The organism is Nitrobacter sp., assembly GCF_047149785.1.
In the GTDB taxonomy this organism is placed as follows: domain Bacteria; phylum Pseudomonadota; class Alphaproteobacteria; order Rhizobiales; family Xanthobacteraceae; genus Nitrobacter.
Genome location: NZ_BAAGBE010000001.1, coordinates 1,068,521 through 1,095,383, shown reverse-complemented (window position 1 = coordinate 1,095,383; position 26,863 = coordinate 1,068,521). Strand labels below are relative to the sequence as shown.

The window sequence follows — 26,863 nt, the reverse complement described above, 5'->3', positions numbered from 1 at the left end:
CGAAGCGTCCAGATATGAGATTCGCGGGAACGGACTTTGCTAGGTTAGAGCATGATCCCGGAAAGTGGAAACCGGTTTTCGGTCGCGCCCAATATGACGCCTATTGCTGGACAATATGCCTCGAGGGCTCTGTTGAGCCCTGTCGGGCCGGCCGGGTGTGCTTCCGCGGCGCGGGCTTTGCGGCGGGCGAGGGCTTTGCGGCAGGCGCAGGCTTTGCGGCGGGCGCGGTTTCGGATGCGCCGGTATCCGGTACGGCGGGCGTCGCAGCCGGCGGCGGCGGATCGTCCTCCGGCGCGACCGTATCGTTCTGGATCTGCTTTTCCATGCTCCGCAGCCGTGCGACATTTTTCTGGTGCTGCTCGTAGGTCTCGGTGAAGCTATGCCCCCCGGTCCCATCGGCAACGAAGAATAAGTCACGGGTGCGTGCCGGATTAGCGGCGGCTTCGAGCGAAGCCCGACCTGGATTTGCGATCGGGCCGGGCGGCAACCCTTCAATCACGTAGGTGTTGTATGGCGACGGTTGCATGATTTCGCTGCGTCGGATCGGCCGCCCGAGCGTCCCCTTGCCGCCGACCAGGCCGTAGATGATCGTCGGATCGGACTGCAGCTTCATTTTCTGCTTCAGGCGATTGACGAACACCGCTGCGACCCGGCTGCGCTCATCTGCCCTGCTGGTTTCCTTTTCAATGATCGATGCGAGCGTGACAAGCTGCTCCGGCGTCTTGAGGGGCACATCGGGGGTGCGACGTTCCCAGATCTCTGCGAGCGCGCGTTTCTGCGCCTGCTGCATGCGTTGTATGACTTGCTCCCGGCTGGTGCCGCGCGGGAATTTATATGTCTCTGGAAGCAACGTGCCTTCGCCTGGGATCTCGCGAATGGTCCCCGACAAAAGCTGGTTCTCCGAAAGCCGCGCGACGATCTGCTCTGAGGTCAAGCCTTCCGGAATCGTCACGGAATGCTGCACCACCTTGCCCTCGACAATGGTGCCGATGACATCGCGCAAACTGGCATTCTTCTGAAATGCGTATTCGCCCGGCTTGAGCTCGGTGCGCGCCTTCAGCGCGAGCACACTTCCGAAAAACGCCCAGCGATTGCTATCGATCACGCCCTCTCGCTGGAGAATGTCCGCGATATCGGACATGCCGGCCCGGGCCGGAATGTTGACGATCTTGTCTTCCTGCAGCGGTCCAGGCGCCTCGATCTTCTGCTTGCCGTAGATATAGATTCCGCCAGCACCAAGCATCCCGACCAGCAAGATAGTGATGATCGCGTTGCCGGCGATCACCAGCGGGCTACGGACGTGCGCGGAGCGCTTCGGCGGCGGCGGCACCTGTTCGGGTTCAAGCGCGGCCCGCGGACTACGCGGCGAAATGGGCGGCCTCTCAGTCATCGATGTAACCTGAATCCTGTCGGTTCAATCGCGGCCTGCCGCAACGGGATGCAAATGCTGGAAACGGACCACTAGGATTTATCATCGAATGCGGCGAAACGGTGGATTTGCTCTCCCTCACGCGTCAATCAGCCAGGCGCCGCACGATCACGGACGCGTTTGTGCCACCGAACCCGAACGAGTTCGATAGAGCGATATCGATCTTCCGCTCGCGCGCCTTGTGCGGAACCAGATCGATTGCGCTTTCCACCGAAGGATTGTCGAGATTGATCGTCGGCGGCGCGACGTTGTCGCGAATCGCGAGGATGCTGAAAATCGCTTCGACCGCGCCGGCGGCGCCCAGCAGATGGCCGATCGACGATTTGGTCGATGACATCGATATTTTTGATGCGGCATCGCCAAGCAAGCGCTCGACTGCGCCCAGCTCGATTTCGTCGCCGACCTGCGTCGACGTGCCATGGGCATTGATATAGTCGATATCCGACGCGGAGATTCCTGCGCGCTTCATCGCAGCGCTCATGCTGCGATACGCGCCGTCGCCGTCCGGCGAGGGCGAGGTGATGTGATAGGCATCCCCCGACAGGCCGTAACCCGTCACCTCGGCATGGATTCTCGCGCCGCGACGCTTTGCGTGCTCGTACTCCTCGAGGACAACGATCCCCGCGCCCTCTCCCATCACGAAACCGTCGCGATTCTTGTCGTAGGGACGCGAGGCTTTCTGCGGCGTGTCGTTGAAACCGGTGGACAGCGCGCGGGCCGCGCAGAAGCCCGCCATGCCGATGCGGCAGATCGGCGACTCCGCGCCGCCCGCCACCATCACATCGGCATCGCCCAGCGCGATCAGGCGGCTGGCATCGCCGATCGCATGGGCGCCGGTCGAACAGGCCGTCACCACCGCGTGGTTCGGTCCCTTCAGTCCGTGCTCGATCGACACATAGCCCGAGGCGAGATTGATCAGCCGTCCCGGGATGAAGAACGGCGACACCTTGCGCGCTCCCCGCTCCTTCATAAGAACCGCGGTGTCGGCGATTCCCGAGAGGCCGCCGATGCCAGAACCGATCAGGGTGCCGGTCGCGCAACGATCCTCCTCGGTCGCAGGATGCCAGTCCGCATCGTCGAGCGCCTGCCTGGCTGCACACATTGCGAAGATGATGAAATCGTCGACCTTGCGCTGGTCTTTCGGCTCCATCCACTGGTCTGGGTTGAAGGTTCCATCGGTCCCGTCGCCGCGCGGAACGATGCAGGCGATTCGGCACGGTAGATCGGCGACGTCAAATGTCTCGATTCCCTTCGCGCCGCTCTCGCCGTTGAGGATGCGTTTCCAGGTCGGCTCCACGCCGCAGCCAAGCGGCGACACCATGCCAATACCCGTGACGACGACGCGCCTCATGGAAAAAACTCCAGCCTCCTTGCCGGTCATAAGGAAAAGCCGGTGGACCGTTCGATCACGGTCCGCCCGGCTTCATCATGACCGCATGACCGCGCGAGAATGTCAGCTTTTCGCGTTCTTCTCGAGAAACTTGGTGGCATCGCCAACGGTGAGAATGGTTTCCGCCGCGTCGTCGGGAATTTCGCAGCCGAACTCTTCCTCGAAGGCCATCACGAGTTCGACGGTATCGAGACTGTCGGCGCCGAGATCGTCAATGAAGCTGGCATTATCGACGACTTTCTCGGGCTCTACGCCAAGGTGCTCGACCACGATCTTCTTAACCCGCTCGCCAATCTCGCTCATTATCGCCGTGAGCGGCCATATAGGCCACGCTTTCGCGCCAGCGCACCGTGCCGGTGACCTGTTCCACCAGAAGTTTCCGGATCGTGTCGGGATCGCTGACCGGACCGGCGGTGACATTCGCAACCACCGGCACCACCGGCCTGCTGACCGTGACCTTGGCGAGCGCCTCCGCCATGACATCCGCGGCCGGCTGCATCAGCTTGCAGTGAAATGGCGCAGATACCGGCAGCAGCATCGCGCGCCTGGCGCCTTTGCTCCTGGCGATCTCGAGTGCGCGGTCGACCGCCGCCTTGTCGCCCGACACGACGACCTGGCCGCCACCGTTATCGTTCGCGGCCTGACAGACCTGCCCCTGCGCGGCTTCCTCGGCAACCGCCACGGCAGCGGCGTAATCGAGACCCAGCAACGCCGCCATCGCGCCGACGCCGACCGGAACCGCCTTCTGCATGGCAAGACCGCGCGTCCGCAGCAGCCGCGCCGTGTCGGCGATGCTCAGACTTCCCGCAGCCGCAAGCGCCGAGTATTCCCCGAGCGAGTGTCCGGCCACGAAGGCGGCTNGTGATCGCGATGATGCGGCCGAAGCGCTTGCGCATCATCAGTTTGGTCGCGGCGCGCGCCAGACGGAACGTCGCGGTCAGATTGACCCGGATGACATCGTCCCAATCCTCGTCGCGCAGTTGCACGAACAGGTTGTCCCGGGTGATGCCGGCATTGGCGACGAGGATATCGACCTGCCCCATCGCCTTCTCGGCCTCGGGCACCAGCGCCTCGACTTCCGCCGTATTCGACAGATTGCAGGGCAGCACGTAGGCGCGTTCACCAAGCGTGCCCGCCAGCGTCTCGAGCACCTCGCGCCGGGTGCCGGAAATCGCGACCGTCGCGCCCTGCGCATGCAACGCCTTGGCAATGGCGCCTCCGATGCCGCCGGTCGCGCCCGTCACGAGCGCGGTCCTGCCGGTCAAATCGAACATGTCGCCTCCATTTGGAACATTCCCGGTTAAAACGAAAATCGTAAATCGTGCCCCGTTTGCCGCAAGGAAATACCGCTCGTCAATGACCCCGCCGATCTTCAGGCCATTCCGCAGGAAACGAGCAGGTTTCACCGGCGTTGGCTTGATGCAGATTCATCGTCAATTCAAGCCGCAAGCTCCTACCACCCTTAACCACATCCGTTCTGCTTCCATCGCGCGCATGGAAAGGTGGCCGCGATGTGTACCCTTGAAGACTTTGGCCTGATTGGCTGCATCCTGATTGTCTGCGCACTCGCCATGTATAGCGTTCGCGTAAGGCTATTGCTCATGAATGAGGAACGGGAGAACATCTGTCCGCGATGCGGTTTGACCATGGCGCTGGACAAATCCGCGAATGCCGCGAGACCGATCCACCGATGCCTGCACTGCGAGGCAGAAATCGACCCGAACCAAACGCCGTCGAGCGGCTGGATCAACAGCACGCTGAAGCCTCCCGAATGAATCCCGCCAAATGACCGTGGCCAGTCCTGCGGCGTCTGAACCTCTTTATGTCAGCGCGCGGCGTCGAGCGCTTCCCTTGCCGGAGAGATATCGCTCGGCCCGCCGACGGCCACGCCGACAGCCCCGTCAGCGATGCGCTTGACGAGCCCGCTCAGGACCTTGCCGGCTCCGATCTCGAAAAAGCGCGTCACGCCCTGTCTCGCCATATAGGCCACCGATTCGCGCCAGCGCACGGTCCCCGTGACCTGCTCGACAAGGCGGCGGCGAATCTCATCCGGGTCCGTGATCGGCGCGGCCAGCACGTTCGATACGACCGGCACGGCGGGCGCATCGATCGTCACGTCAGCCAGCGCCTTCGCCATGGCATCGGCCGCCGGCTGCATCAGCTTGCAGTGAAACGGCGCCGATACAGGCAGCAGCATGGCGCGCCTGGCTCCCCTGGTCTTCGCGATCTCGACCGCGCGATCAACCGCCGCCTTGTCGCCCGACACGACAACCTGCCCGCCGCCGTTGTCGTTCGCGGCCTGGCAGACCTCACCTTGCGCGGCTTCGTCGGCAACCGCCACGGCGGCCTCGTAATCAAGACCGAGCAGCGCGGCCATCGCACCGACGCCGACCGGAACCGCCTTCTGCATGGCGAGGCCGCGTATCCGAAGCAGCCGCGCCGTGTCGGCGATGCTCAGACTTCCCGCGGCCGCCAGCGCGGAATATTCCCCAAGAGAATGTCCGGCCACGAAGGCGGCATCGCGCGCCACGGAAAATCCTGCTTCGGCCTCGAGCACGCGGAGCGCGGCGATGGAGACCGCCATCAAGGCCGGCTGGGCGTTCTCGGTCAGTTGCAGGGTCTCGGCAGGCCCATCCCAGATGACGGCGGTCAGTTTTTCGCCCAGGGCTGAATCCACCTCGTCAAAAGCGGCTTTTGCGGCCGGAAAAGCTTCCGCAAGGGCCTTGCCCATACCGACCGTCTGTGAACCCTGCCCCGGGAAAGTAAATGCCGCAGTCATGCGTCCGCCCCTGAAACCCCGGGCGGAGAGACACCGCGCACCGAATGATGTCAAGACGGGACGATCCGCGCGAAAGCCCCCTTCAGCCCACGGCCACGCCGTCCGCAAGCCCGCCTGACAACCGTTTTACGGCGCCGACAAGGTACGCGACCGGCGCTTTCTCTTGCAACCGGCCTGAAAATCCGTATAAGTCCGCGCCATCCGTGGATCCCGGCCGGGAGCTGAACGGACGGTCTCAGCAATTTCACCTGTCAGGCGATATTGATGCGGCAGGACCCGTTGGTTGGTCCGTCGTCCCGTGCTTCCGCCTTCTGAGCTTATTCCCCGAGTCCTTTCCGAAGGTCTCGAAGGGCTTGCCGCCGAGGTCCGCGCCAACTTGAGGAAAGGACGTCCATGCCTCTCTACGAGCATGTTTTTCTCGCGCGCCAGGATGCGAGTTCCCAGCAGGTCGAGGAGTTGACCAACCAGATCACAGGCGTGATTACCGGGTTGGGCGGCAAGGTCACCAAGACCGAGAACTGGGGCGTGCGCTCGCTGACCTATCGCATGAAGAAGAATCGCAAGGCGCATTTCGTGCTGCTCAACATCGACGGCCCATCCACGATGGTCAACGAGATCGAGCGCCAGGAACGCATCCATGAAGACGTCATCCGCTATCTTACCGTCCGCGTCGAAGAACACGAGGAAGGCCCGTCTGCGATGATGCGCAAGGCTGATCGCGACCGTGAGCGCGACGATCGTGGCGGCGGCTTCCGCGGCGACCGCGACGGCGGCTTCCGCAGCGACCGCGGTCCGCGCCGACCGCGCGACGAAGCTGCAACTGAGGAGTAGGAATCATGGCTGATGCCGGAGCACGCCGTCCGTTTTTCCGCCGCCGCAAGACCTGCCCGTTCACGGGCGCGAATGCGCCGAAGATCGACTATAAGGACTCCAAGCTGTTGATGCGTTACGTCTCCGAGCGCGGCAAGATCGTGCCGAGCCGCATCACCGCGGTTTCCGCCAAGAAACAGCGCGAACTCGCGCGCGCCGTCAAGCGCGCGCGCTTCCTCGGCCTGCTTCCTTACGTCATCCGTTAATTTGCGTTTGGCGGCGGCGTTTACGCCGTCCGTCATTTTTCATAAGGCTTCCGAACGATCAGGTCGCCGATGGTTGGGGTTCAAAAGAGCCTCTAACCGCTCGAAAGGAGCGGGACAGCTGATGATGATGACCCTCCTTGTCGCAGCCACAGCCGGCTGCGCGTCGGCGCTGATGTTCGCCTCGATCGTTTCGGGAGCGCTCGTCTCGCTGCTCCTGTTCTATCTAGCCCCGCTGCCGCTGATGGTCGCATCGATGGGATGGGGACCGAGCTGTGCGGCAATCGGCGGCGCCTTGGCAGGTGCAAGCCTTGGCCACATGTTCGGCCCGCCCTATTCCGCCGCCTTCGTGCTGGCGGTCGCGCTGCCGGCGTGGTGGCTCGGACGTCTGGTCCTTCTGGGCCGCCCGGCTGCGGATGCACCGCCGCAGGAGACGCAAAGGACCGGCGCGGCCCTGCCGCCGGTCGACTGGTATCCACTTGGACGCATTCTGATCTGGATCGCCTGCTTCGCCGCCCTGACCACGGCGGCCATGCTGTTTACGCTCGGTTCGAACGCATCGACGATTACCGATACGCTGCGCCGCGGGTTGATGCACATCGTCGACGTGCAGGACGCGGCGTCGCGCGGTCGCACCTCGGAACTGGTCGATGCCTTTGTCGCCATCATTCCCGCCGGCGCCGCGACGATCGCCATGACGACGCTGACCCTCAATCTGTGGCTCGCGGCCAAGGTCACCGCGACGTCCGGCCTGTTGCGTCGTCCCTGGCCCGACATCAAGGCCACGACGCTTCCGCCGATGATGCTGGTGGCGACGGCCCTGGCAATTTCACTGTGCTTCGTCGGCGGGCTTCCGGCGATGCTGGCTCAGATTGTCACTGCATGCCTGATGATGATGTACGCCCTCATGGGTTTCGCCGTTCTGCACACGATCACGCTGACGCTGCAAAACCGCGCGCTGTGGCTGGGATCTGTCTATGCCGTTGTGCTGCTGTTCTTTTTCTGGCCGATCATTGCGGTGATCAGCATCGGCATCGCCGACGCCGTCTGGGGCATTCGCCAACGTTACTTGGCACGGCACATGCTTCCGCCGCTCGCGCCCAAATCTTGAATTCAACGCAAACCCGCTCAACTCCGAACAAGGGATCGAACATGGAAGTCATTCTGCTGGAACGCGTGGCCAAGCTTGGCCAGATGGGCGATGTCGTGAAGGTCAAGGATGGATTCGCCCGCAATTTCCTTCTCAAGCGCGGCAAGGCCCTGCGCGCGACCGCCGACAACCGAACCAAATACGACGGTATGAAGGCCGAACTCGAAGCCAACAATATCAAGGCCAAGGGTGAAGCCGCCAAGGTCGCCGAGAAGATCGACGGCCGCGACATCGTCATCATCCGTCAGGCCTCCGAGACCGGCCAGCTATTCGGCTCGGTCACGGTGCGCGACATCGTGGCCTCGCTGGCCGCGGACGGCATCACCGTCAGCCGCCCGCAGGTCTGGCTTGATGCCCCGATCAAGACAATCGGCCAACAGAAATTGACGATCGCGGTCCATCCCGAGGTGGAAGCCCACATCGCTGTGACTGTCGCCCGCAGCACCGACGAAGCAGAGCGCATCAAGCGCGGCGAGGATATCAGCACCCGACAGGAGGATCGCGACGCCGCAGCCGAAGCGATCGCCGCTGCCGGCGAATTCTTCGATCCGGAAGCACAGCACGACGAGGGGGTCGAAGCCGAGGGCGAGGGCGAGGAGCCCGCCGAGGAAAAGTGAGATCCGGCGTCGCGAGCGAGGCTGGCGAACTTCCGCCCCTCTCCACTTTTCAACAGACGGCGTCCACAAAACAGAACGGCCGGCGCTGCAAGTGCCGGCCGTTCGATCTTTTTGCGGTTCCCCTCAGACCTTGAGCGGCTCCTTCGAGATGCCGCCGGACTTCGGCTTGCGCGGCGGAGGCCGCTTGCGCGCACCCGGAAGCTTCTCGGGCTTGGGTGTAACCGGTCCATCGAGGAACTCGAAACCGATCTTCTCGAGATCGAGACCCGCGACGGCTTCGTCCTTGACCACAACGACGCGGACATGTCCGCCGCCCTTGAGCTTGCCGAACAGCACCTCGTCCGCCAGGGGCTTCTTGATGTGTTCCTGGATCACACGCGCCATCGGCCGGGCGCCCATCTGCTCGTCATAGCCGTTCTGAACCAGCCAGGTCTTGGCCGGCTCAGAGAGCTCGATCGTCACGAAGCGATCCGCAAGCTGGGCTTCGAGCTGAAGCACGAACTTCTCGACCACCATGCCGATCACCTCGGTGCTGAGATGGCCGAACGAGACGGTGGCATCGAGCCGGTTACGGAACTCAGGCGAGAACTGGCGGTTGATGGCCTCCCGATCGTCCCCTTCCCGCTTGTTGCGCGTGAAGCCGAACGCCGCCTTGGCCATGTCCGAAGCGCCGGCATTGGTGGTCATGATCAGGATCACGTTGCGGAAGTTGACCTGCTTGCCGTGATGATCGGTAAGCCGGCCGTGATCCATGATCTGCAACAGCACGTTGTAGACATCCGGGTGCGCCTTCTCGATTTCGTCGAGCAGCACCACGGAATGCGGATGCTGATCGACGCCATCGGTCAGCAGGCCGCCCTGATCGAAACCGACATAGCCGGGAGGCGCGCCGATCAAACGCGAAACGGTGTGCCGTTCCATGTATTCGGACATATCGAAGCGCAGCAGCTCGACGCCAAGCGCCTCCGCAAGCTGTTTTGCGACCTCGGTCTTGCCGACGCCGGTCGGGCCGGAGAACAGGTAGGAGCCGATCGGCTTCTCCGGTTCGCGCAGGCCGGCGCGCGCCAGCTTGATCGATGCCGTCAAGGCCTCGATCGCGCGATCCTGCCCGAACACGACACGCTTGAGCGTCTGCTCGAGATGCTTGAGAACCTCGGCATCGTCCTTGGACATGCTCTTGGGCGGAATCCGGGCCATGGCCGCGATCGTGGTCTCGATTTCCTTGATGCCGATGGTCTTCTTGCGCTTGTTCTCGGTCACCAGCATCTGCGCCGCGCCGGACTCGTCGATCACGTCGATCGCCTTGTCGGGCAACTTGCGATCGTGAATATAGCGCGACGACAATTGCACAGCCGCCTCGATCGCGTCGTTGGTGTACTTCAGCTTGTGATAGTCCTCGAAGTACGGCTTCAGCCCCTTCAGGATAGCGATGGCATCCTCGATAGACGGCTCGTTGACGTCGATCTTCTGGAACCGGCGCACCAGCGCGCGATCCTTCTCGAAATGCTGCCGATACTCTTTGTATGTGGTGGAGCCCATGCAGCGGATGGTTCCCGACGCCAGCGCCGGCTTGAGCAGGTTGGACGCGTCCATCGCACCGCCGGACGTCGCGCCGGCGCCGATCACCGTGTGGATCTCATCGATGAACAGGATCGCATTCGGGTGCGCTTCGAGTTCCTTGAGCACCTGCTTCAACCGCTCCTCGAAATCGCCCCGATAGCGCGTACCGGCCAGCAGCGTTCCCATGTCGAGCGAGAACACGGTTGAGGCCGCCAGCACTTCGGGGACTTCGCTGTCGACGATGCGCTTCGCGAGCCCTTCGGCGATCGCGGTCTTGCCGACGCCGGCATCGCCGACAAAAAGCGGATTGTTCTTCTGCCGGCGGCACAGCACCTGGATCGCTCTGTTGATCTCGGCGTTCCGCCCGATCACCGGATCGATCTTGCCGTCACGCGCCTTCTTGTTCAGGTTGACGCAATAGGTTTCGAGCGCGTCGCCCTTCTTCTTGGCCTCGTCGCCGCCCTTCGACTCGGTTTCCTCGTCGACGCCGCGCACCGGACGCGCTTCCGAGACGCCGGGGCGTTTGGCAATGCCATGGCTGATGTAATTCACCGCGTCGTAGCGCGTCATGTCCTGCTCCTGCAGGAAATAGGCCGCATGGCTCTCGCGCTCCGCAAAGATCGCGATCAGGACATTGGCGCCTGTCACCTCCTCGCGGCCGGACGACTGGACATGGATCACGGCACGCTGGATCACGCGCTGGAAACCGGCCGTCGGCTTGGCGTCGTCAGTGGCGTCCGCCGCCACCAAATTTTCAAATTCGGTTTCGAGATAGTTCACCAGGCTGGTTCGCAGCTTGTCGAGATCGACGCTGCAGGCGCGCATCACCGCGGCGGCATCCGAATCGTCGACCAGCGATAACAAAAGGTGCTCGAGCGTCGCATATTGATGATGCCGCTCATTGGCGATCGCGAGCGCCCGATGCAGGGATTGTTCCAGGCTTTGAGAAAAAGTTGGCATTCCGCGTCCTCTGGGGTCTCTTGGCCATCATGATCGCCATCGCCCCGTCAGGCAACAACAACCTTCGTCAATAATATAGTAATACACCATCCGGGGGGAAGAGCCGGTTCAACGCAGAATCACATCACGCGTGTTCCGAATCCCGGAGACCTGCCATGAACCATGGACGGATTCGCGCGGGCGGGTAACTCCGCGAGACCGCTTCGATCTTGTCGAACCAGCGGCTATTTTTTTTCCATCACGCATTGCAGCGGATGCTGGTGCTTGCGCGCAAAATCCATCACCTGCGTCACCTTGGTCTCGGCGATCTCATAGGTGAACACGCCGCATTCGCCTATGCCGTGATGGTGGACGTGCAGCATGATCTGAGTGGCGGCCTCCACATCCTTCTGAAAAAATTTCTCGAGGACGTGAACGACGAACTCCATCGGCGTGTAATCGTCGTTCAATATCAGCACGCGGTAGAGATTGGGACGTTTGGTCTTCGGTTTGACCTTGGTGATGACCGAACCGGCCGGATCGCCCCGACTATCGGTGCGCCCTTCGTCGTCACTCATTCGCGATGCGAGAAACACGATATCCGCCGCAGGCAGAACGGACGTTCCGGATGTCTGAGTGGCAGGCAGCTTCAACATGGCTCAGGCGTTCGATATTTCATCTCCGCCGCATGAACGGCAACGACCGGGCCGTTCACCAGGCAATCCTATCCATCCGGACAAGATCGCGACCACTCCTCTTACGGCAGGCCGTCGGTTGGTCCGGAAGACCTAAGTATGGGTCCGGATTCGACCGATCGCAAGATCGTAGATCGCCGCCCAAGAACGGTTCGCCGAGGACGGTCCGGAGCCAATGGTTAACCTGGTCCTTCCGGACTGGCAGAATAACCCTTATGGCCTGTTAAGCTCCGTTGACGATGTCGGCGAACTTTGGGCCCCTATTCGCAATTTATGCGGCTATTTACCTGCTTTCTCAGGACAGCTTTACCACCCGTTTAGCCCCGCGGCTCGAAATGCCGGCTGAAACCAACGAATCGGTGACGGCCATGTCTGGTACCTCAATTCGCACAAGGATCTGCAATTCGATCCGCTGTTTCAGTGGAGATCTACGAGGTAATATCGCACCAATTTTTGCAGTCGCCCTGCTGCCGATGCTTGGCTTCGTCGGCGCGGCAGTCGATTACACCCGGGCCAATGCGGCGCGCTCCTCGATGCAGGCAGCGATGGATTCGGCAGTGCTGATGGTTTCAAAGGACGCCGCGGCCAACCCGGCCATGACGTCGGAGCAGATCACGGACGCCGTGCAGCGATATTTTTCGGCGCTTTATCATGACGCCGACGCACTCGGCGTCACGGTAAACGCCACCTATACGCCGAGCACGTCATCGACAGCCCCGACCATCGTCGCTACAGGCCAAGGCACCATCAACACCGACTTCATGAAGGTGGTCGGTTTTCCGCAGCTTAATTTCGGCACAAGCTCCACATCCACGTGGGGCAATTCTCGCATGCGCGTCGCACTGGTCCTCGACAACACCGGATCGATGGCCCAGAACGGCAAGATGTCCGCACTAATCACGGCAGCGCAAGATATGGTGGACTCACTGTCCGCGTTCGCCAAAACCACTGGTGACGTTTACATTTCCCTCGTTCCGTTCTCCAAGGACGTGAACCTCGACGCGAGCAATTCCGACGCAAACTGGATAAACTGGTCCGACTGGCTTGCGGAGCCGACCGTCCTCACGCAGAACGGTTATCCCAGCAATTGGAACACAACCGTCGCCGGATCAACCTGTCCGTTTCCAAGCAAAAACAACGACGCCGCTTATGGCTTCCATTGCATGGACCGCCCTGCGACGGTAAGCGGGGCGAAGTTCACCACTACGATCCCCCAGACCGGAACCTATGCGGGTTACATTTGCCCCAGCGTAGATAGCGGTAATAAAATATCTTACAAAAACGGCCATTACTACAATGGCTGCTACACGACAGTTACGACGCCGGGACAAACCATCGCCACCGGCTCGGGTGCAAGCTGTGGGTCGACCAGCAACTGCTCGTGCTCGGGGCACGGCAGCAACAGGGTTTGCAGCACGCCGACGACCTATTCGCATCTTTGGCGTGGCGACGGCACTTCGGCTACCGCCGCCGCTGCTCCCAAATATACCGATTCCGTCGCGAATGGTGGGTGGAACGGCTGCATCGAAGACCGCGATCAGCCAAATGACATCTCGAACATGGCACCGATAGCAGGCGATACATCGACTCCCTCCAGCTTGTTTTACGCTGAGCAGTCGTCGAATTGTCCGCCGGGTACTGTCATCTCCATGAGTAACGATTGGAGCAGCATCAAATCCCAGATCGGCTCCATGAGTCCGAACGGCAGTACAAATCAGGCGATTGGTCTTGCCTGGGGATGGCAATCCCTCAGCACCACCAATGGACCTATCGCTGCGCCGGCGAAAGATACGAACCACATCTATCAAGATTACGTCGTGCTGCTGTCCGACGGCTTGAACACACAGAACCGCTTTGGCGGAGATGGATCAAATACCGATACGGATATTGACGCGCGGCAGGAATTGCTGTGCCAGAACGTCAAGAACAGCGGTGTCAAAATCTTCACGATTCAAGTCAACATCAACAGCAAAGATCCGACGTCTCAGGTGTTGCAGGACTGCGCCAGCGACGGAAACTTCCAAATGATCACGTCGGCTACCCAGACAGCGGACGCGTTCCAGAACATTCTTACGCAAATCTCGCAGCTCCGCATCGCGAAGTAACGCCTACGCCACGATCCAAAAAAAGCCCGGCTCGCGCCGGGCTTTTTATTTAAGAATATCGTTGCGATATCAGCGGGCGGCCGGAACGAACTTCGCGGCGAAATCCTCGAACGGCTTATAGGTCTGCCTGGCGAGATCGGCGTAGAGTTCGCCGATCTTCAGCGACTCCGTGACGAACGTCTCGTAGGTCCTCTTGGCGTATTCGGTCTGGACCTCGATGGCCTTCTCGAGCGATTTCACTCCTGCAAGCTTCTCGGTGAATGCGTTGCCGTCTTCAAACGACTTCCGCGTGTAGTCGCCGAACGCCAGGGCGATCGCCTGAACTCCCTTCTGAAAGCTGCCGGCCGCCGCGACCGCGGCGTTGAGCTGCTCTTTTCCGTGCTGCTGGACGTCTTCAATCTTCAACATGATGGAATTCTCTCCCGATGGCATGACGAGCCGGAGCATCCGGCTTCTTCAAAAAAAATATAGTGCACTGCACAATCGAATGCAAATATTTTGTGCGGCGCACAAACGACGATTCGACATAAATCCAGCAGGCGTCATCAAGAGTTGCTTAACCTTTTGGAAACCCGGCCCCCCTAGGCTGATTCCCATATCCTGAGCGCTCCGGTGAAAGTGTCGAAAAAGCACCGTGAGACCAAGCTCTTAGCCAGAACGGCAACCTGAGCTGCCACCTCGCCAAGAGATCGTTTCGCGCAGAACGTTCGGATCAGACGGTCGGGCACAATTTTGCCTCACGAACCGGTGACTAAAGTCGAAATCGGACGGGGACGTTCATGCTTCGCACAACCTTGGCTTCCTCGCGCATGCTGCGAGCAGGCGTGTTTGGACTGGCAGCTATCGCCGCCGTTGTTTTGACGACCAACCCCGCCGATGCGCGCCGTGCCCGTCACCACCATCGTCATCACCATCACCATGAAGCGCGTTACAGCTACAATCCGCCGTTCGCCTCGATCGTGGTGGACGCCAATTCCGGCGCGACGCTTTCCGCCACCAATCCCGACAGTCTTCGCCACCCGGCATCGCTCACCAAGATGATGACGCTCTATCTGCTGTTCGAGCGACTGGATGCCGGCAAGATAAGTCTCGATACCGAAATGCCGGTCTCAGCGCACGCGGCGGCACAGGATCCGACGAAGCTCGGTTTGCGGCCGGGTCAGACCATCCGCGTCGAAGACGCCATCAAGGGACTGGTGACGAAATCCGCGAACGATGCGGCGGTCGTGATCGCCGAGGCGATCGGCGGCGACGAAGATGATTTCGCCAGGATGATGACGCGGAAGGCGCGCGCGCTCGGCATGACCCGAACGGTGTATCGCAACGCCTCCGGTCTTCCCGACGACGATCAGGTCACCACCGCGCGCGACCAGGCAACGCTCGGCCGAGCGCTGCAGGACCGCTTCCCCCGCTATTATCGCTACTTCGCGACGACCTCGTTCATGTTCCGCGGCCACATCGTTCGCGGTCACAACCATCTGCTCGGCAGCGTCGACGGCGTCGACGGCATCAAGACCGGGTACATCCGATCCTCCGGCTTCAACCTTGTCACCAATCTGAGGCGCGGCAATCGCCATCTGGTCGGCGTGGTCATGGGCGGTCGCAGCAGCGGTGCGCGCGACGCGACCATGCGCACCCTGCTGGCCGAAAACCTCGACAAGGCTGCGACACGGCGAACGGTCGCCGCCATCACAGAAAACAATATGGCTGACGCCAACGCGAAGGTGGCCGAAGATCAGGCGCGCTCGCGGCCCAGGGACATGGTGCAGGTCGACGGCGCCGTTCAGGCCGCGTCGACTGCGCGCGAACCGGTCGCGCTGCCGCCCGAACGCCCTGCTCGTCTGACCCGCTCGCTGATAGCGGCCTCGACCGCCGCGCTGCCGCCGAAACGGGCCAGGCAAGAGCCCGCCCCCCTGACGAGCGGCGTCATCGCAACACCGGCAATCGACGCGATTCCCGGCTCTACCGCACCGATGAAGCCGGTGCGGGTGAAGACGGTACAGGTCAGGGCCGGATCGGTCAGGCTGGCCTCGGCCGGAGCAGCGCCATCGGTGCCGGCGGAAAGCGGCACTGCGGCCGTTCGCGACGGAGCGCCGGAAACATCCGGCTCTGTCATGGCGCGGGCCAGCATGCCGCCGCAGCCGGCCAACTTCGGCACCGGTCAGGGCATCCTGGGAGTACTGCCGGCCTCGAGCCTCCCCGCTTCGACGGCTCAGGCGATGGCACGCGCGGATTCCGCGCTTGGCGCTCAGCCGCGGGCCATTCAGCACAACGGCGCTGTGAAACCGCTGGCGACGCATACAGGCTGGATCATCCAGGTCGGCGCGCTCGATACCGAGAGCGAGGCACGCGAGCGTCTCGACGCCGCCCGGGGCCGCGCCCGCGGCATGCTGGGCAAGGCCGATCCCTTCACCGAGCCCGTCGGCAAGGGCAACAAGAAGCTGTACCGTGCCCGCTTCGCAGGGCTCGACCGCGATGAGGCCGAAGCCGTGTGCCGCACCCTGAAGCGTTCGGACCTACCCTGCATCACGATCAAAAACTGACTGCGCCGTCCGCGTCGCCATAGAGCGTTTTCAAGCGAAGTGGCTACCGGTTCGCGTCAAGAAAACGCATCAAATAAAAATCATAGAACCCCGCTTCTGATTCCATCAGAAGCGGAAAGAACCCGCAGCATCAGCACTGTGGCCCGATCTGATCGAAAACTGCTCAATGGCCGGGCCTTGCCCCGGCCATTTGATTTTGACGGCGTCCGAATCCTGAGCATGCGTAACCTGCGCAGCCGATAAACCAAGGCCACGCAAACCACTCGTCAAGAATTGGCGGATACAGTCGAGAACAACCATCAATAACGCCGGACAACGGCGGGTGAAACGGAGCGTCGAGCGGAGACGGGCAGAAGCAACTCGCAGTGTAGCGTTTGGTGGCGTTGGAGTTAGCTGCGATGAGTGCGAAGCAAAGTATCCTTGGCCTCGTTTACACGAGCCGCCAGGTACGTCGACCCCCCCTGGTCGGGATGCAGTTTCTTCATGAGTCCTCGGTGCGCACGCCGGATCTCGTCGCCGCCCGCCCCAGGCTGCAAGCCAAGGATCTGATAGGCCTCCTCGTCCGTCATTTTGCCGCTCGAAGGCGCGCGGCGCCGCCCCCCTGCCGGATCGTCCTGCGCGTTCCGACGCCAGGCGGGAAACCGGCGGTCCAGATAACTTTCAAGTAGCGCGCAACTCTCGGCATCGAAGCCCGTCATCATCGTGACAAGTCGCGGCAGGTCGAAATCGTCGAGCGAGCGGCCCGCATCGGGTCCGGCAACGATCCATCCCGCCAGCCGGCCGCTGTCGTGATCCAGGATCATGTCGAGAAACTGCGAGCGCACCTGGGACGTCTGCCCCCCCGCGGTCTGCGTCCCCGCACTGAAAAGCTTGCCGAAAAACGACGCGAGCGACGGCGACCAGCCCAGCAGCGTGGCGCCGAAGATCCCGAGCGGCAGCGCGATCACCACCTCTCCCTTGATGCCGACAAAAGCAGCCACCGCGAGCGCGATGATGCCGCCCGCGAGCCTGATGGCTCGCGCAAGCACGGCCGGGTTTGCCGCCCGAAGCAATTGAAGCAGCAAATATAGGAAAAGAAAGGCAAGGAGGCCCAGGATCAGAGTTGGCATGGCGGATAGATAGTATGTCGGCACAGCCGACGAAAGCGATTGTTGGCAGCGGTTACCGCAAACGGAACGCCGCAGACACCAGCCAGAACGATCGCATTATGGCGCCAATTTCATTTGCCCCAAAAGCTGGGTCGCACTGGCTGCTGTCGTCGACATCCGCCGCAAGGCTTCCCTGCCGCCGGCGGCATAGGCTGCGGCCGCGCGGAGCAATTCACGCAACTGGGCGGCGGCGCCGGGATCGAACCGGCACCACGCGCCGCCGGTCAGTCGCGCGATATCGCGAAACGCCTTCTCCGCGGCCGCATCATGTCCTTCCTGGAACATAAATACAGGAACCTTCAGCAATCCCAATTGGCCGGCCGTCGCGCAGAGTTCGTCGCCCGATTCCTCCATCGCATCACCGACGAACACGACCACCTTGATGCCCGACGCGACCGCTTCGCTGCGCGCGTGCGAAAGAACCTTGCCGATTTGAGTTTCACCGCTGCGGCAATCGATGGCGCCCATCAATCTTGCCAGCTTCGCGCTATCGGATATCCAGCCGCTGGAGCGGCACTCGTTGATCCCACGGTAGTAGATAAGGCGAATATCGAGGCTGCCGATGCCGGCGGCTTCGCGAAACATGTCGGCCTGGAGAGCGCAGGCCATGTCCCACGTCGGCTGCCGGCTCATCGTCGCATCGAGCGCAAACACCAGCCGGCCACGACTGCCGGCGGCATGGGGCGACATCGCGCGCGCCTTGGCGACGAACGCGGCAATATCGGACTGGCTCGACGGCTTGATGTCGGGCAGCGGAGCGCTTCCGTCGGACGGCGCACTCCGAAAGACGGACGGATCAGCGGGATATTTTGGCGGCACCGGATCGCGGGACATCGAAACTCGCAAGGATTGAAGACACAATGTGGCGCAAACAACCGACGATTCAATACGCCCTTAGCCAGAGAACGGTTGTCCCTTGTTCCCCAAGCCGACGCGTCAGTTCCAGCAAAATTCTCACCCGGGTTGACAGTTCCAGTTTGCGGGAAATCTTCTCGTCCTTGTGGAGACATATGCCATACGGGCATGACATATAAGGTAAAAAGTCGTACCGAGCAGAAATGCCACGCGCTCCCGCTGTCGCCCGCACCCTTCCCTCGCTGCGCCGTGCCCTGGAGAGTTTGCGGGCGCGCGGGGCTACCGTCGCCTTGGTGCCGACCATGGGGGCGCTTCACGACGGACATCTGGCGCTGGTGCATCAGGCAAAACGGCGCGCGTCGAAGGTTATCGTCTCCATTTTCGTCAATCCAACCCAATTCGCACCGCATGAAGATTTCGGATCATACCCACGAACCTGGAAGGCCGACGTGGCCAGACTCGCGGAGGCGCGCGTCGATCTGGTCTGGAATCCGGGCGTCGGCACGATGTACCCGCCGGGTTTCGCGACCCGGATATTGACCGAAGGACCGGCGGCGGCAGGTCTTGAAGATCGTTTCCGGCCGCATTTCTTCGGCGGCGTTGCGACTGTCGTCGGCAAGCTGTTCGCGCAGTGCCGGCCGGATATCGCCCTGTTCGGTCAGAAGGACTATCAGCAGCTCAAGGTCGTGACACGAATGGCCGCCGATCTCGATCTCGGCGTCAAAGTCGTCGGAGTGCCGATCGTGCGCGAGCGCGACGGGCTCGCGATGTCGTCGCGCAACGTCTATCTGTCGAGCGGGCAGCGCGCCGTCGCGCCGACGCTCCACCGCGTCATGAAGGATGCCGCCAGACGCTTACGGAACGGCGAAAGTCTCGAAACCGTCATCGCCGATGGTGCGAGAACGATCGGTGACGCAGGCTTCGTGCTGGACTATTTCGAGGCGCGCCATGCCGAAACGCTGGCTCCCGTGCGTTCGATCAAGGACGGACCGGTCCGGCTCCTGGTCGCAGCAAGAATCGGAACGACCCGGCTGATCGACAATATCGGCGTTTAGCAGGATATTGAAAAAGAGAACAACGTTCCCGATCCGATTCCAATTCGTTCGCCTCCTCCGCCCCCAGCGATAAGTCCTGAATATTCTCCCATTGTCCTGCCTCCCGCTGTTCGCCTTGTTATCGTTTACTCAGATGAGCCGCGCATTGATCATTCAGAAGATCGCCAAGCCGATCTACATCCTTGATACCGAAGTACACATTGCAAAAGGTCTCAGCCGGATGAAAGAAAACCACGCTACGGAAGTATACTTTCACGTACCGCCGCGCACGGCGGAAAACGGGTTCGGATTTATAGGTGTCCAAGTCGCCTCTGAGGCTTCCAAAGGTGCCGACTTTGTAAGAGACGCTCACATTCCCATAGCCCAAGGGGCCGGCATAGACACGAGCGCCGTTGAGATATCTCAAATCGTAGGCGGCGAAGCCATCCGCATCGGAAACTTTCTTGAAGTATTGAAATAATCTGACGAGCAATCTCGTCCGATCTACTTTTACCATCATCCGCTTCGTCGTAAGGATGTAGACAAAGGCGCCGCCCATGTACAGCGCGACAAAGTTAATAATGAAAGCAAAAAAGACTGTGAAACCGACCACCCCCCATCGCCACGCTATAAGCCCATCAATGGCGTACTGCGCGGCAGTTCGCACATAGAGACCGCGGTACAAGATGAACGCCGCAACGAGAACCGCTGGCATACCCCATGAATTTGTACAGAAAAAGCTGCTGAACCATCCTGGCGTGCCGATCCAGAGAACACGTTCGCCTTCACCCAGCTTGGGCGTGACTCCAGAGGCGTCGACCAGGTCATTAGGCGGATCGAAGATCGACAGGCCACGTTTAATCATTGATTGAGAGCTCGCGCTTAAAGGGCTTCCAGATAGGCTCAAGCATGCTCGCGATCTGCGGCGGATACCCCTTTGTCGACAACATCTGTTCGTGGATGGCGCGGAGTTCGGTTTGTTCGACGACTCCCTTCCGGACCAGCCTTCGACAGATCGGCCATCAGATCCTTGCGATAATCGGCGTCGACTTCGGCATGCTGCTTTTTCAGCGCCGCGATGGCCTCCTTGATCGAATCCGGATGCTGAGTCTGCTCGTTGATGCCGTTTTCCGCTCCGCTACCGACTTCTTCAACGGCCTGCAAGAATACGATTCCGCCCGTTACCCTTACAGCAACCCCAGATCACGCAACTCGCGCCGCAGCGGCTCCGGCATCGCGGCAACGCTCGCCGCATTGCTGCCGAGATCGGGCGGCGCATCCGCGGCAGACAGATAGCGCCACCCCTGAAACGGGCGCATCGGACGCGGCCTGACGGCAACCACCTTCGGCTGCATGATCAGGCGACATCGGCCGATACCGTCGCGGTCGCGGAACGGCTCGATTCCGATCAGCTTCTCGCGGGCGGCAATTTCACCCCTGATCACCCAATAAAGCGAGCCTCCCTCGAGCAATTCCTCGTTGCGCTTCGGCGTCATCCGGGTGATGTGGATGTGGTGACGCGGCAACCCTTTTCGCTTTGCCAGCTTCATGCGCTCGGCGATCCAGCTCCTGAGTTCCTTAACGGAATCGCAACCGACAGCAAGCTTGACGAGATTGAGGTGCATTTCAGCGAGAGCTTTCAGACACGTCAGCTAATCCTGCGTGCTCGCCGCGGACGGTTCAGGCGTCAGGCGGACAGGCGCCTCCGCATGCGCCCTGGGCGCAGCCTTCGGTGCCGCCCTGGGCGCCGTCGTATGCTTCCTGGCCCGAGTCGGGCCGGGCTTTGGAACTGCTTGCGCGGTCGCTGAGGGCGGAGTGGGCGGGGATGGCGGCGGCGCCGCGCCGGTCGGCGGCTCGGGCGTCATGATGCTGACCGGCGGAATGGAAGCGGCCGTCGGAAAATCGGCGGTCGTCGGCTTGCCCGTCGGCTCCGATGCGAGCGCCGGCAGCGGCGGGGTTTCGGGCTCCGCCGCGTCCGCCCTCGCCGCAGGTGCGCTCCACGATGGCGCGTAACGCGTTACAAGCTTCTCGTAAGTCCCCTCCTCCATGTTCGCCGCAACATGGCTGTGATCGGTCAGCGATTGAAAGGCGGCACAGTCCGATGGCCGGCAGTGATCGCGGACCGTCAGCACGTGGGCGACCAGACCGTAGCGGTCGCGCTCGAGCGCGCGCCGCAGCGCCGCCAACTCCACCGAGACAACGCTGCCGGCGTCAGCCGCACCGTTGAACGACCTCACTCGGCTGATTTCCGAAGCGGTATAGGAGACGGCGGCGGCCACCGCATCGGGCGTACCGAACAGCGCCTTCTCGCAGGCGGCTTCGACGACGTCGCCTGCGAGGTCATCGATGCAAGACAACGCCGGCATCGCGGCAACCTTGTCCGGCGCGTAAAGGTTTTTCGACTCGAGCGCCTGACGGCCCTCGGGGCTGAAGCCGCGAGTGGTGACGGCAGCCGCCACTCCGATCGCGAGCAAGGTGATGACGGTCAGGACGACGTTCGCAACCGACTTGTCCGCGCGAACCAGCGTCACCAACACCAGGATCGCGAAGAATCCGGCCACGACCAGCGTCAGCCAAAACGGGAACGTCGACGAATGCCAGAATTGATCGGGCGACGTCCAATCCCAGTTCATGCGCGAATGTCCCTCATGCCGAGCGGGAACAGCATAAAACGCAATCGATGAAAGCCAATGAGATTCCCCGGTTATTCACTGCCCCGGGAATGCGGCAAAATCAGTCCGATCAAGGCCATCTCGGAGGGTTTTCAGGGCGGGCCTTCGTCAGGACGGGCCTTCGTCAGGAAAGTCTCGGTCCGGGAAACATCGGCTCAATCGCGCCGGGAACTCTAGCCTGCGGCGAGTTGACTTTCCTTTGCGACGCGCTCGAAAGCCTCGGCCGAATTCTTGATCCGGTACTGACAGTCGTCGCCGTCGGTGGGAAGCAAACGGATCACCTCGTAGGTGCCGCTCGCAGCCGGCCGCGCCACGTTGCTCGCGGTGAAATAGACCGTTTCTCCAACGAGGAATTTATGCTTCAACGCCTTCTCCATCACACAACGCAACCGATCCGCCCACGGTTCAGCGAGGTCGTCGATCAAAGTTTTGCAGTGTATAGCATGCGGCCGAGACCTTTGGCTAGCCATAAACGACATGACGGAATCGCCGATTTTGCTGGTTTTCCAACGATGTAAGCGTTCATAGGGTTGCCGGAAACGGGACTCACGAGTGAGGGTTGTGAATACGTCCCCGGCACCCCAACCAGTCCGCGCGGTATCATGCCTGTTCCGGCCTTCAACCGGCCTCCAACCTCTCGATCACGAGGGTTTCCGCAAGCCCTTCATCCGTCCATTGCCGAAATGCCGGACACGACATCATCGCATCCATGTAAGCCCGCACCGGCGGCGTCACGGCGATCGCATAGGTCCGGAAGCGGTGGACCACCGGCCCATACATGGCGTCCGCCGCGCTGAAGGCTCCGAACAGGAACGGCCCGGCCTCCGCGAACCGCTGACGGCAATCCGTCCAAAGTTCCTGGATACGGGCAACGTCGGCGCGCGCATTGTCTGACAACGCCTTCGCACCGATCGGCCGGTGCAGATTCATCCCGCACTCGTTTCGCAGCGCGGCAAAGCCCGCATGCATTTCCGCCGAGACGGATCGCGCGCGTGCGCGGCTCGCGGGATCCGCCGGCCACAGACCCGCTTCCGGAAACCGTTCGGCGAGATATTCGATAATCGCCAACGAATCCCAGACCGTCACGTCACCGTCGATCAGCGCCGGGACCTTGCCGGCAGGAGTTATATCGAGGATGCGCTGTTTATCGGCCCTGCCGGTGTAGAGCGGAACGAACATCTCCTCGAATGCGATGCCGCCGGCCTTGAGCGCCAGCCAGGGCCGCATCGACCACGAGGAATAATTCTTGTTTCCTATCACGAGCGTCAGCGTCATTCCGATTCACTCCCGTGCCTTCGCTCACGCCATAAAACCGATGCCGAAAGCACCGGCTGTCCTGAATTATCCGCCCACGAAATCGCGCGGCGTGAAACTGAGATCGAGGACCTTCCACTCGTCATATTTGTCCGGCGGCAGCATCGCATAAGGCTGACACGCTACCAGCGCCTCGATCGCTCCTTTCATCAAGGCGGGCCCCTTCGTCGACGCGCTGGCTTCGATCAAGGCAGGCGGTGCGGCGATTTTTCCATCGGTTGTGAACGGCACGCGCAGCACGATGCGAATGTTGTCGCCGGGCGAGACCGATGCCGGCATTTTCGAGCAGTTCTTCAGATGACGCCGGAACTGTGCAGTGTCCATTGCAGGAATGTCTGCCCTGGTGGCCTCAGCGGCGCCGCTGCCTTCACCAATGCCGCTCGCCGGCAGACCGAGCAGAACTCCATACTTGACGCTGATATCGGGCTGTGGCGCGTTATATGATGGCGACGGATGCGGCTCCGGCGATGGCCGGACCGGCGCCTGCGAAGCCTGTGACGGCGTGGATTGCGCCGGGATCATAGCTGTATCTGCCTGCGGATGGTCGTCCCGACTGTCAATCGCGTCCGTCGATGAGGCTCGCGACCGTTCCGGACGAGCCTGCTTCTCAGGGGAAGGCATCTCCTTTGAGGATACGATATCGACCGCAATCGGTTCAGGCGAGACGTAGTCGAACGGATGTGCCCCGGCAAAGAACAGGCCGGCCGCCAGCGCCATATGACCGGCAAGCGACGCAGCGCCCGAACGTGTGAACACCCGCGACTTCATCCGCGCTATCCCCGCCGCCATCATAGCGACCGGTCTTACCTCCGTATGCAGCTATTTCGATTGAGTCCCGTATTGGGCTCTTCCACTTGCAGAGCAACTATCACTGCGTCATGGCATCATCCCATGACCACGCAAGATTCGCAGCCGCCACCGTCCCTCGAAGACAGCATTCTCAAGGTCCTGACGCGCGATGTCACGCGGACGCTGAGCGCGCCGGAGATCGCGCAAGCGATTGCCGCCGAATCCGACTGGCACGGTCTGTTGAAGCCGATCCGGCGCGCGGCCGTGGTCCTGGCGCAGTCCGGCCGTCTCGTGATCTATCGCAAAGGCAAGCCGGCCGATCCCCTGGACTTCCGCGGCGTGTACCGGATGGGCCTGCCGCGGCAGGATTGAACGCAAATGGCAGACAGGAATACGAAAATTGGGACAGGCGGCTCGAAAGGCGCATGGCTGCACAAAAAATAAACCTGTTGCCTAATTTGTAATCTGACAGTCGTCCCGGCACGCTGCTATGACATCCAAGGTTCGCTCTAAAATCACCTGATATCGTTGGAAAATTGCACGTCACCGCGAGTTGGCACAAACCCTGCTTTGAGAGGGTCAGTTCGATCTGTGTTGCCCTGGCAGGTAATGAAGCGTGTCTCGCGACTTTTGTCCGTCCGAAAACCAGTGCATGACCGGTGCTGCAGGCAGCAGCGCGCATCGGGCACCGGCTGGAAATTGGAAGCGCCAGGAGACGTTCAGTGAAAAAGATCGAAGCCATCATCAAACCGTTCAAGCTCGACGAGGTAAAGGAAGCGCTTCAGGAGATCGGATTGCAGGGCATCACCGTGATCGAGGCAAAAGGCTTTGGCCGGCAGAAGGGACACGCCGAACTCTATCGCGGCGCGGAATACGTCGTGGACTTCCTGCCCAAGGTCAAAATCGAAATCGTGATCGGAGATGATCTGGTCGAAAAGGCCATCGACGCCATCAGGCGCGCCGCACAGACGGGCCGCATCGGCGACGGCAAGATTTTCGTATCCAATATCGAGGAAGCCATCCGAATCCGAACGGGAGAATCCGGCCTCGACGCCATCTAGAGCCCTGGCAAGCAGCATCCACACATCAAGCCATACCAACGGCCGCTTCGCGCTGCCGATCACGAAAACCAGCAGAGACAAGGGGTATTTATGAAGACCGCCAACGACGTCCTGAAATCGATCAAGGACAACGACGTAAAATACGTCGATCTGCGTTTCACCGATCCGCGCGGCAAGTGGCAACACGTCACCTTCGACGTCAGCATGATCGACGAGGACATTTTCGCCGAGGGCACGATGTTCGACGGCTCGTCGATCGCCGGCTGGAAGGCAATCAACGAGTCCGACATGATGCTGATGCTCGACCCGACGACGGCCTCGATCGATCCGTTCTTCGCCGAAACGACGATGGTCATCACCTGCGACATTCTGGAGCCCTCCACCGGCGAGCCCTATAATCGCGACCCGCGCGGCATCGCCAAAAAGGCCGAGGCGATGGTGAAGTCGATGGGCGTGGGCGATACCGTGTATGTCGGCCCCGAGGCCGAATTCTTCGTGTTCGACGACGTCCGCTTCTCGGCCGATCCGTACAACACCGGCTTCAAGCTGGATTCATCCGAACTGCCGACCAACTCGGCAACCGAATACGAAGGCGGCAACCTCGGCCATCGCATCCGCACCAAAGGCGGGTACTTCCCGGTCCCGCCGCAGGACTCGGTGCAGGACATGCGCTCCGAAATGCTGGCCGCCATGGCCAAGATGGGGGTCAGGGTCGAAAAGCACCATCACGAGGTCGCATCGGCCCAGCACGAACTCGGCATGAAGTTCGACACGCTGACCCACATGGCCGACCAGATGCAGATCTACAAATACTGCATCCACCAGGTCGCGCATATCTACGGCAAGACCGCCACCTTCATGCCGAAGCCGATCTTCGGCGACAACGGCTCGGGCATGCACGTCCACCAGTCGATCTGGAAGGACGGCAAGCCGACCTTCGCCGGCAACAAATACGCCGACCTGTCGGAGACCTGCCTGTACTACATCGGCGGCATCATCAGGCACGCCAAGGCGATCAACGCCTTCACCAACCCGTCGACCAACTCCTACAAGCGTCTGGTCCCGGGCTACGAGGCGCCGGTGCTGCTCGCCTACTCCGCGCGCAACCGTTCGGCATCGTGCCGCATTCCCTACACGACCTCGCCGAAAGCCAAGCGCGTGGAGGTTCGCTTCCCCGACCCGATGGCCAATCCGTACCTCGCCTTCGCGGCGATGCTGATGGCGGGCCTCGACGGCATCAAGAACAAGATCGACCCGGGACCGGCGATGGACAAGGACCTCTACGACCTGCCGAAGGAAGAGCTGAAGCAGATTCCGACGGTCTGCGGTTCATTGCGCGAGGCGCTGGAAAACCTCGACAAGGACCGCGCCTTCCTGAAGAACGGCGGCGTGTTCGACGACGACTTCATCGACGCCTATCTCGAATTGAAAATGACCGACGTGATGCGTTTCGAAATGACGCCACACCCGGTCGAGTTCGATATGTACTATTCGTACTGATCGGTCCGTTCTCGAAACACAGGAGGCGCTCCCGACGGAGCGCCTCCTTGGTTTGGCTGCACCCCCTTGCCTCAAATCCTCCGGCGTTGCTACCCGGACACAAGCGGCAGGATGGCCTCGCCCATTTCAGAAGGCAGTCAACCTGTTGCCCGGCGTCACAGGGCGGAGTGGCGCTTGATTCCGCACGGCGTTTAACGGAACACTGCGGGC

Annotated in this window: 26 protein-coding genes and 2 pseudogenes; 10 read left to right on the top strand and 18 right to left on the bottom strand. The window is 61.4% G+C overall.

The features are described from left to right. Positions 1-100 precede the first annotated feature (100 nt). From mltG to fabD, 6 genes and pseudogenes are all read right to left on the bottom strand, one after another. Positions 101-1,390 carry an endolytic transglycosylase MltG gene (gene mltG, locus ACMDCM_RS05075; RefSeq protein WP_412772546.1) on the bottom strand — a complete coding sequence of 430 codons (1,290 nt, stop codon included), beginning with the start codon at positions 1,388-1,390 and terminating at the stop codon, positions 101-103. A gap of 124 nt (positions 1,391-1,514) precedes the next feature. Beyond that, positions 1,515-2,780: a beta-ketoacyl-ACP synthase II gene (gene fabF, locus ACMDCM_RS05070; RefSeq protein ID WP_412772545.1), complete on the bottom strand. Its 1,266-nt coding sequence runs from the start codon at positions 2,778-2,780 to the stop codon at positions 1,515-1,517. A 102-nt stretch (positions 2,781-2,882) separates the two neighbouring features. After that, positions 2,883-3,122, bottom strand: coding sequence for an acyl carrier protein (locus ACMDCM_RS05065; RefSeq protein ID WP_006610957.1), 240 nt, complete (start codon positions 3,120-3,122; stop codon positions 2,883-2,885). A 4-nt stretch (positions 3,123-3,126) separates the two neighbouring features. Then, positions 3,127-3,678: pseudogene (locus ACMDCM_RS05060) on the bottom strand (ACP S-malonyltransferase); the annotation flags it as partial. Then, positions 3,560-4,093, bottom strand: a pseudogene (locus ACMDCM_RS05055) (SDR family NAD(P)-dependent oxidoreductase); the annotation flags it as partial. The pseudogenes ACMDCM_RS05055 and ACMDCM_RS05060, both read right to left, overlap by 119 nt. A 551-nt stretch (positions 4,094-4,644) precedes the next feature. Beyond that, positions 4,645-5,598 carry an ACP S-malonyltransferase gene (gene fabD / locus ACMDCM_RS05050; RefSeq protein WP_412772544.1) on the bottom strand — a complete coding sequence of 318 codons (954 nt, stop codon included), beginning with the start codon at positions 5,596-5,598 and terminating at the stop codon, positions 4,645-4,647. A gap of 393 nt (positions 5,599-5,991) precedes the next feature. Here fabD and rpsF point away from each other — a divergent pair, with 393 nt between their 5' ends. The 4 genes from rpsF (at position 5,992) to rplI (ending at position 8,438) form a co-directional block, all read left to right on the top strand. Further along, positions 5,992-6,429, top strand: a complete 438-nt coding sequence (gene rpsF / locus ACMDCM_RS05045) for a 30S ribosomal protein S6 (RefSeq protein ID WP_412772543.1) — start codon at positions 5,992-5,994, stop codon at positions 6,427-6,429. A gap of 5 nt (positions 6,430-6,434) precedes the next feature. After that, positions 6,435-6,674: a 30S ribosomal protein S18 gene (rpsR, locus tag ACMDCM_RS05040; protein ID WP_011314951.1), complete on the top strand. Its 240-nt coding sequence runs from the start codon at positions 6,435-6,437 to the stop codon at positions 6,672-6,674. A 121-nt stretch (positions 6,675-6,795) separates the two neighbouring features. Continuing rightward, positions 6,796-7,782, top strand: a complete 987-nt coding sequence (locus ACMDCM_RS05035) for a hypothetical protein (RefSeq protein ID WP_412772542.1) — start codon at positions 6,796-6,798, stop codon at positions 7,780-7,782. A 41-nt stretch (positions 7,783-7,823) separates the two neighbouring features. Beyond that, positions 7,824-8,438 carry a 50S ribosomal protein L9 gene (rplI, locus tag ACMDCM_RS05030; protein ID WP_412772541.1) on the top strand — a complete coding sequence of 205 codons (615 nt, stop codon included), beginning with the start codon at positions 7,824-7,826 and terminating at the stop codon, positions 8,436-8,438. 123 nt (positions 8,439-8,561) lie between these two features. On the opposite strand, the gene clpA is transcribed toward rplI, so the two are convergent. Together clpA and clpS are read right to left on the bottom strand one after the other, a co-directional pair. After that, positions 8,562-10,958, bottom strand: a complete 2,397-nt coding sequence (clpA, locus tag ACMDCM_RS05025; RefSeq protein ID WP_412772540.1) for an ATP-dependent Clp protease ATP-binding subunit ClpA — start codon at positions 10,956-10,958, stop codon at positions 8,562-8,564. A 224-nt stretch (positions 10,959-11,182) separates the two neighbouring features. Beyond that, positions 11,183-11,515: an ATP-dependent Clp protease adapter ClpS gene (gene clpS / locus ACMDCM_RS05020; protein ID WP_412774671.1), complete on the bottom strand. Its 333-nt coding sequence runs from the start codon at positions 11,513-11,515 to the stop codon at positions 11,183-11,185. Between the two features lie 356 nt (positions 11,516-11,871). Between clpS and ACMDCM_RS05015 the strand changes: the two genes are divergently transcribed. Further along, on the top strand, positions 11,872-13,737 hold the full coding sequence (locus tag ACMDCM_RS05015) for a TadE/TadG family type IV pilus assembly protein (protein ID WP_412772539.1): 1,866 nt from the start codon (positions 11,872-11,874) through the stop codon (positions 13,735-13,737). Positions 13,738-13,806: 69 nt separating this feature from the next. Here ACMDCM_RS05015 and ACMDCM_RS05010 read toward each other — a convergent pair whose 3' ends face one another. Beyond that, positions 13,807-14,145: a phasin family protein gene (locus ACMDCM_RS05010; protein WP_412772538.1), complete on the bottom strand. Its 339-nt coding sequence runs from the start codon at positions 14,143-14,145 to the stop codon at positions 13,807-13,809. A gap of 371 nt (positions 14,146-14,516) precedes the next feature. Here ACMDCM_RS05010 and ACMDCM_RS05005 point away from each other — a divergent pair, with 371 nt between their 5' ends. Next, positions 14,517-16,280 carry a serine hydrolase gene (locus ACMDCM_RS05005; RefSeq protein WP_412772537.1) on the top strand — a complete coding sequence of 588 codons (1,764 nt, stop codon included), beginning with the start codon at positions 14,517-14,519 and terminating at the stop codon, positions 16,278-16,280. A gap of 389 nt (positions 16,281-16,669) precedes the next feature. On the opposite strand, the gene ACMDCM_RS05000 is transcribed toward ACMDCM_RS05005, so the two are convergent. Together ACMDCM_RS05000 and ACMDCM_RS04995 are read right to left on the bottom strand one after the other, a co-directional pair. Next, positions 16,670-17,389: a DnaJ domain-containing protein gene (locus ACMDCM_RS05000; RefSeq protein ID WP_412772536.1), complete on the bottom strand. Its 720-nt coding sequence runs from the start codon at positions 17,387-17,389 to the stop codon at positions 16,670-16,672. Between the two features lie 96 nt (positions 17,390-17,485). Then, positions 17,486-18,262 (bottom strand): vWA domain-containing protein, encoded by a 777-nt coding sequence (locus tag ACMDCM_RS04995; RefSeq protein ID WP_412772535.1) that lies wholly within the window; start codon positions 18,260-18,262, stop codon positions 17,486-17,488. Positions 18,263-18,486: 224 nt separating this feature from the next. Between ACMDCM_RS04995 and panC the strand changes: the two genes are divergently transcribed. Continuing rightward, the gene (gene panC / locus ACMDCM_RS04990) at positions 18,487-19,338 is read left to right on the top strand and encodes a pantoate--beta-alanine ligase (RefSeq protein WP_412772534.1); all 852 of its coding nucleotides are present in this window, start codon (positions 18,487-18,489) and stop codon (positions 19,336-19,338) included. Positions 19,339-19,456: 118 nt separating this feature from the next. On the opposite strand, the gene ACMDCM_RS04985 is transcribed toward panC, so the two are convergent. The 7 genes from ACMDCM_RS04985 to ACMDCM_RS04955 form a co-directional block, all read right to left on the bottom strand. Then, complete coding sequence (locus ACMDCM_RS04985; RefSeq protein ID WP_412772533.1) at positions 19,457-20,182, bottom strand: hypothetical protein; 726 nt, start codon at positions 20,180-20,182, stop codon at positions 19,457-19,459. A gap of 38 nt (positions 20,183-20,220) precedes the next feature. Next, positions 20,221-20,481, bottom strand: coding sequence for a hypothetical protein (locus tag ACMDCM_RS04980; protein WP_412772532.1), 261 nt, complete (start codon positions 20,479-20,481; stop codon positions 20,221-20,223). 23 nt (positions 20,482-20,504) lie between these two features. Beyond that, positions 20,505-20,942, bottom strand: a complete 438-nt coding sequence (locus ACMDCM_RS04975) for a DUF1489 family protein (RefSeq protein ID WP_412772531.1) — start codon at positions 20,940-20,942, stop codon at positions 20,505-20,507. 27 nt (positions 20,943-20,969) lie between these two features. Next, positions 20,970-21,950 carry a hypothetical protein gene (locus tag ACMDCM_RS04970; protein WP_412772530.1) on the bottom strand — a complete coding sequence of 327 codons (981 nt, stop codon included), beginning with the start codon at positions 21,948-21,950 and terminating at the stop codon, positions 20,970-20,972. A 212-nt stretch (positions 21,951-22,162) separates the two neighbouring features. After that, positions 22,163-22,366 (bottom strand): hypothetical protein, encoded by a 204-nt coding sequence (locus ACMDCM_RS04965; RefSeq protein WP_292611554.1) that lies wholly within the window; start codon positions 22,364-22,366, stop codon positions 22,163-22,165. A 241-nt stretch (positions 22,367-22,607) separates the two neighbouring features. Continuing rightward, positions 22,608-23,264, bottom strand: coding sequence for a glutathione S-transferase family protein (locus ACMDCM_RS04960; protein ID WP_412772529.1), 657 nt, complete (start codon positions 23,262-23,264; stop codon positions 22,608-22,610). A gap of 66 nt (positions 23,265-23,330) precedes the next feature. Continuing rightward, on the bottom strand, positions 23,331-24,071 hold the full coding sequence (locus tag ACMDCM_RS04955) for a hypothetical protein (RefSeq protein WP_412772528.1): 741 nt from the start codon (positions 24,069-24,071) through the stop codon (positions 23,331-23,333). 123 nt (positions 24,072-24,194) lie between these two features. Here ACMDCM_RS04955 and ACMDCM_RS04950 point away from each other — a divergent pair, with 123 nt between their 5' ends. The 3 genes from ACMDCM_RS04950 to glnA all read left to right on the top strand — a co-directional run bounded on the left by ACMDCM_RS04950 (position 24,195) and on the right by glnA (position 26,653). Continuing rightward, complete coding sequence (locus tag ACMDCM_RS04950) at positions 24,195-24,464, top strand: DUF3253 domain-containing protein (RefSeq protein ID WP_412772527.1); 270 nt, start codon at positions 24,195-24,197, stop codon at positions 24,462-24,464. Positions 24,465-24,814: 350 nt separating this feature from the next. After that, the gene (locus ACMDCM_RS04945; protein WP_011510702.1) at positions 24,815-25,153 is read left to right on the top strand and encodes a P-II family nitrogen regulator; all 339 of its coding nucleotides are present in this window, start codon (positions 24,815-24,817) and stop codon (positions 25,151-25,153) included. Positions 25,154-25,243: 90 nt separating this feature from the next. Further along, positions 25,244-26,653: a type I glutamate--ammonia ligase gene (gene glnA / locus ACMDCM_RS04940; protein WP_412772526.1), complete on the top strand. Its 1,410-nt coding sequence runs from the start codon at positions 25,244-25,246 to the stop codon at positions 26,651-26,653. The last annotated feature ends 210 nt before the right edge of the window (positions 26,654-26,863 follow it).

Excerpts from the sequence above, each read along its gene's own strand:
- clpA (WP_412772540.1), bottom strand. The coding sequence starts at position 10,958 with ATGCCAACTTTTTCTCAAAGCCTGGAACAATCCCTGCATCGGGCGCTC.
- ACMDCM_RS05005 (WP_412772537.1), top strand. The coding sequence starts at position 14,517 with ATGCTTCGCACAACCTTGGCTTCCTCGCGCATGCTGCGAGCAGGCGTG.
- ACMDCM_RS05035 (WP_412772542.1), top strand. The coding sequence starts at position 6,796 with ATGATGATGACCCTCCTTGTCGCAGCCACAGCCGGCTGCGCGTCGGCG.
- ACMDCM_RS04965 (WP_292611554.1), bottom strand. The coding sequence starts at position 22,366 with ATGGAGAAGGCGTTGAAGCATAAATTCCTCGTTGGAGAAACGGTCTAT.
- ACMDCM_RS04970 (WP_412772530.1), bottom strand. The coding sequence starts at position 21,950 with ATGAACTGGGATTGGACGTCGCCCGATCAATTCTGGCATTCGTCGACG.
- ACMDCM_RS04995 (WP_412772535.1), bottom strand. The coding sequence starts at position 18,262 with ATGTCCCGCGATCCGGTGCCGCCAAAATATCCCGCTGATCCGTCCGTC.
- ACMDCM_RS05065 (WP_006610957.1), bottom strand. The coding sequence starts at position 3,122 with ATGAGCGAGATTGGCGAGCGGGTTAAGAAGATCGTGGTCGAGCACCTT.
- ACMDCM_RS04955 (WP_412772528.1), bottom strand. The coding sequence starts at position 24,071 with ATGAAGTCGCGGGTGTTCACACGTTCGGGCGCTGCGTCGCTTGCCGGT.
- ACMDCM_RS05010 (WP_412772538.1), bottom strand. The coding sequence starts at position 14,145 with ATGTTGAAGATTGAAGACGTCCAGCAGCACGGAAAAGAGCAGCTCAAC.
- panC (WP_412772534.1), top strand. The coding sequence starts at position 18,487 with ATGCCACGCGCTCCCGCTGTCGCCCGCACCCTTCCCTCGCTGCGCCGT.
- fabF (WP_412772545.1), bottom strand. The coding sequence starts at position 2,780 with ATGAGGCGCGTCGTCGTCACGGGTATTGGCATGGTGTCGCCGCTTGGC.
- mltG (WP_412772546.1), bottom strand. The coding sequence starts at position 1,390 with ATGACTGAGAGGCCGCCCATTTCGCCGCGTAGTCCGCGGGCCGCGCTT.
- rpsF (WP_412772543.1), top strand. The coding sequence starts at position 5,992 with ATGCCTCTCTACGAGCATGTTTTTCTCGCGCGCCAGGATGCGAGTTCC.
- ACMDCM_RS04950 (WP_412772527.1), top strand. The coding sequence starts at position 24,195 with ATGACCACGCAAGATTCGCAGCCGCCACCGTCCCTCGAAGACAGCATT.
- rpsR (WP_011314951.1), top strand. The coding sequence starts at position 6,435 with ATGGCTGATGCCGGAGCACGCCGTCCGTTTTTCCGCCGCCGCAAGACC.
- ACMDCM_RS05000 (WP_412772536.1), bottom strand. The coding sequence starts at position 17,389 with ATGCCAACTCTGATCCTGGGCCTCCTTGCCTTTCTTTTCCTATATTTG.
- ACMDCM_RS05015 (WP_412772539.1), top strand. The coding sequence starts at position 11,872 with ATGTCGGCGAACTTTGGGCCCCTATTCGCAATTTATGCGGCTATTTAC.
- fabD (WP_412772544.1), bottom strand. The coding sequence starts at position 5,598 with ATGACTGCGGCATTTACTTTCCCGGGGCAGGGTTCACAGACGGTCGGT.
- clpS (WP_412774671.1), bottom strand. The coding sequence starts at position 11,515 with ATGAGTGACGACGAAGGGCGCACCGATAGTCGGGGCGATCCGGCCGGT.
- rplI (WP_412772541.1), top strand. The coding sequence starts at position 7,824 with ATGGAAGTCATTCTGCTGGAACGCGTGGCCAAGCTTGGCCAGATGGGC.
- ACMDCM_RS04985 (WP_412772533.1), bottom strand. The coding sequence starts at position 20,182 with ATGATTAAACGTGGCCTGTCGATCTTCGATCCGCCTAATGACCTGGTC.
- glnA (WP_412772526.1), top strand. The coding sequence starts at position 25,244 with ATGAAGACCGCCAACGACGTCCTGAAATCGATCAAGGACAACGACGTA.
- ACMDCM_RS04960 (WP_412772529.1), bottom strand. The coding sequence starts at position 23,264 with ATGACGCTGACGCTCGTGATAGGAAACAAGAATTATTCCTCGTGGTCG.
- ACMDCM_RS04975 (WP_412772531.1), bottom strand. The coding sequence starts at position 20,942 with ATGCACCTCAATCTCGTCAAGCTTGCTGTCGGTTGCGATTCCGTTAAG.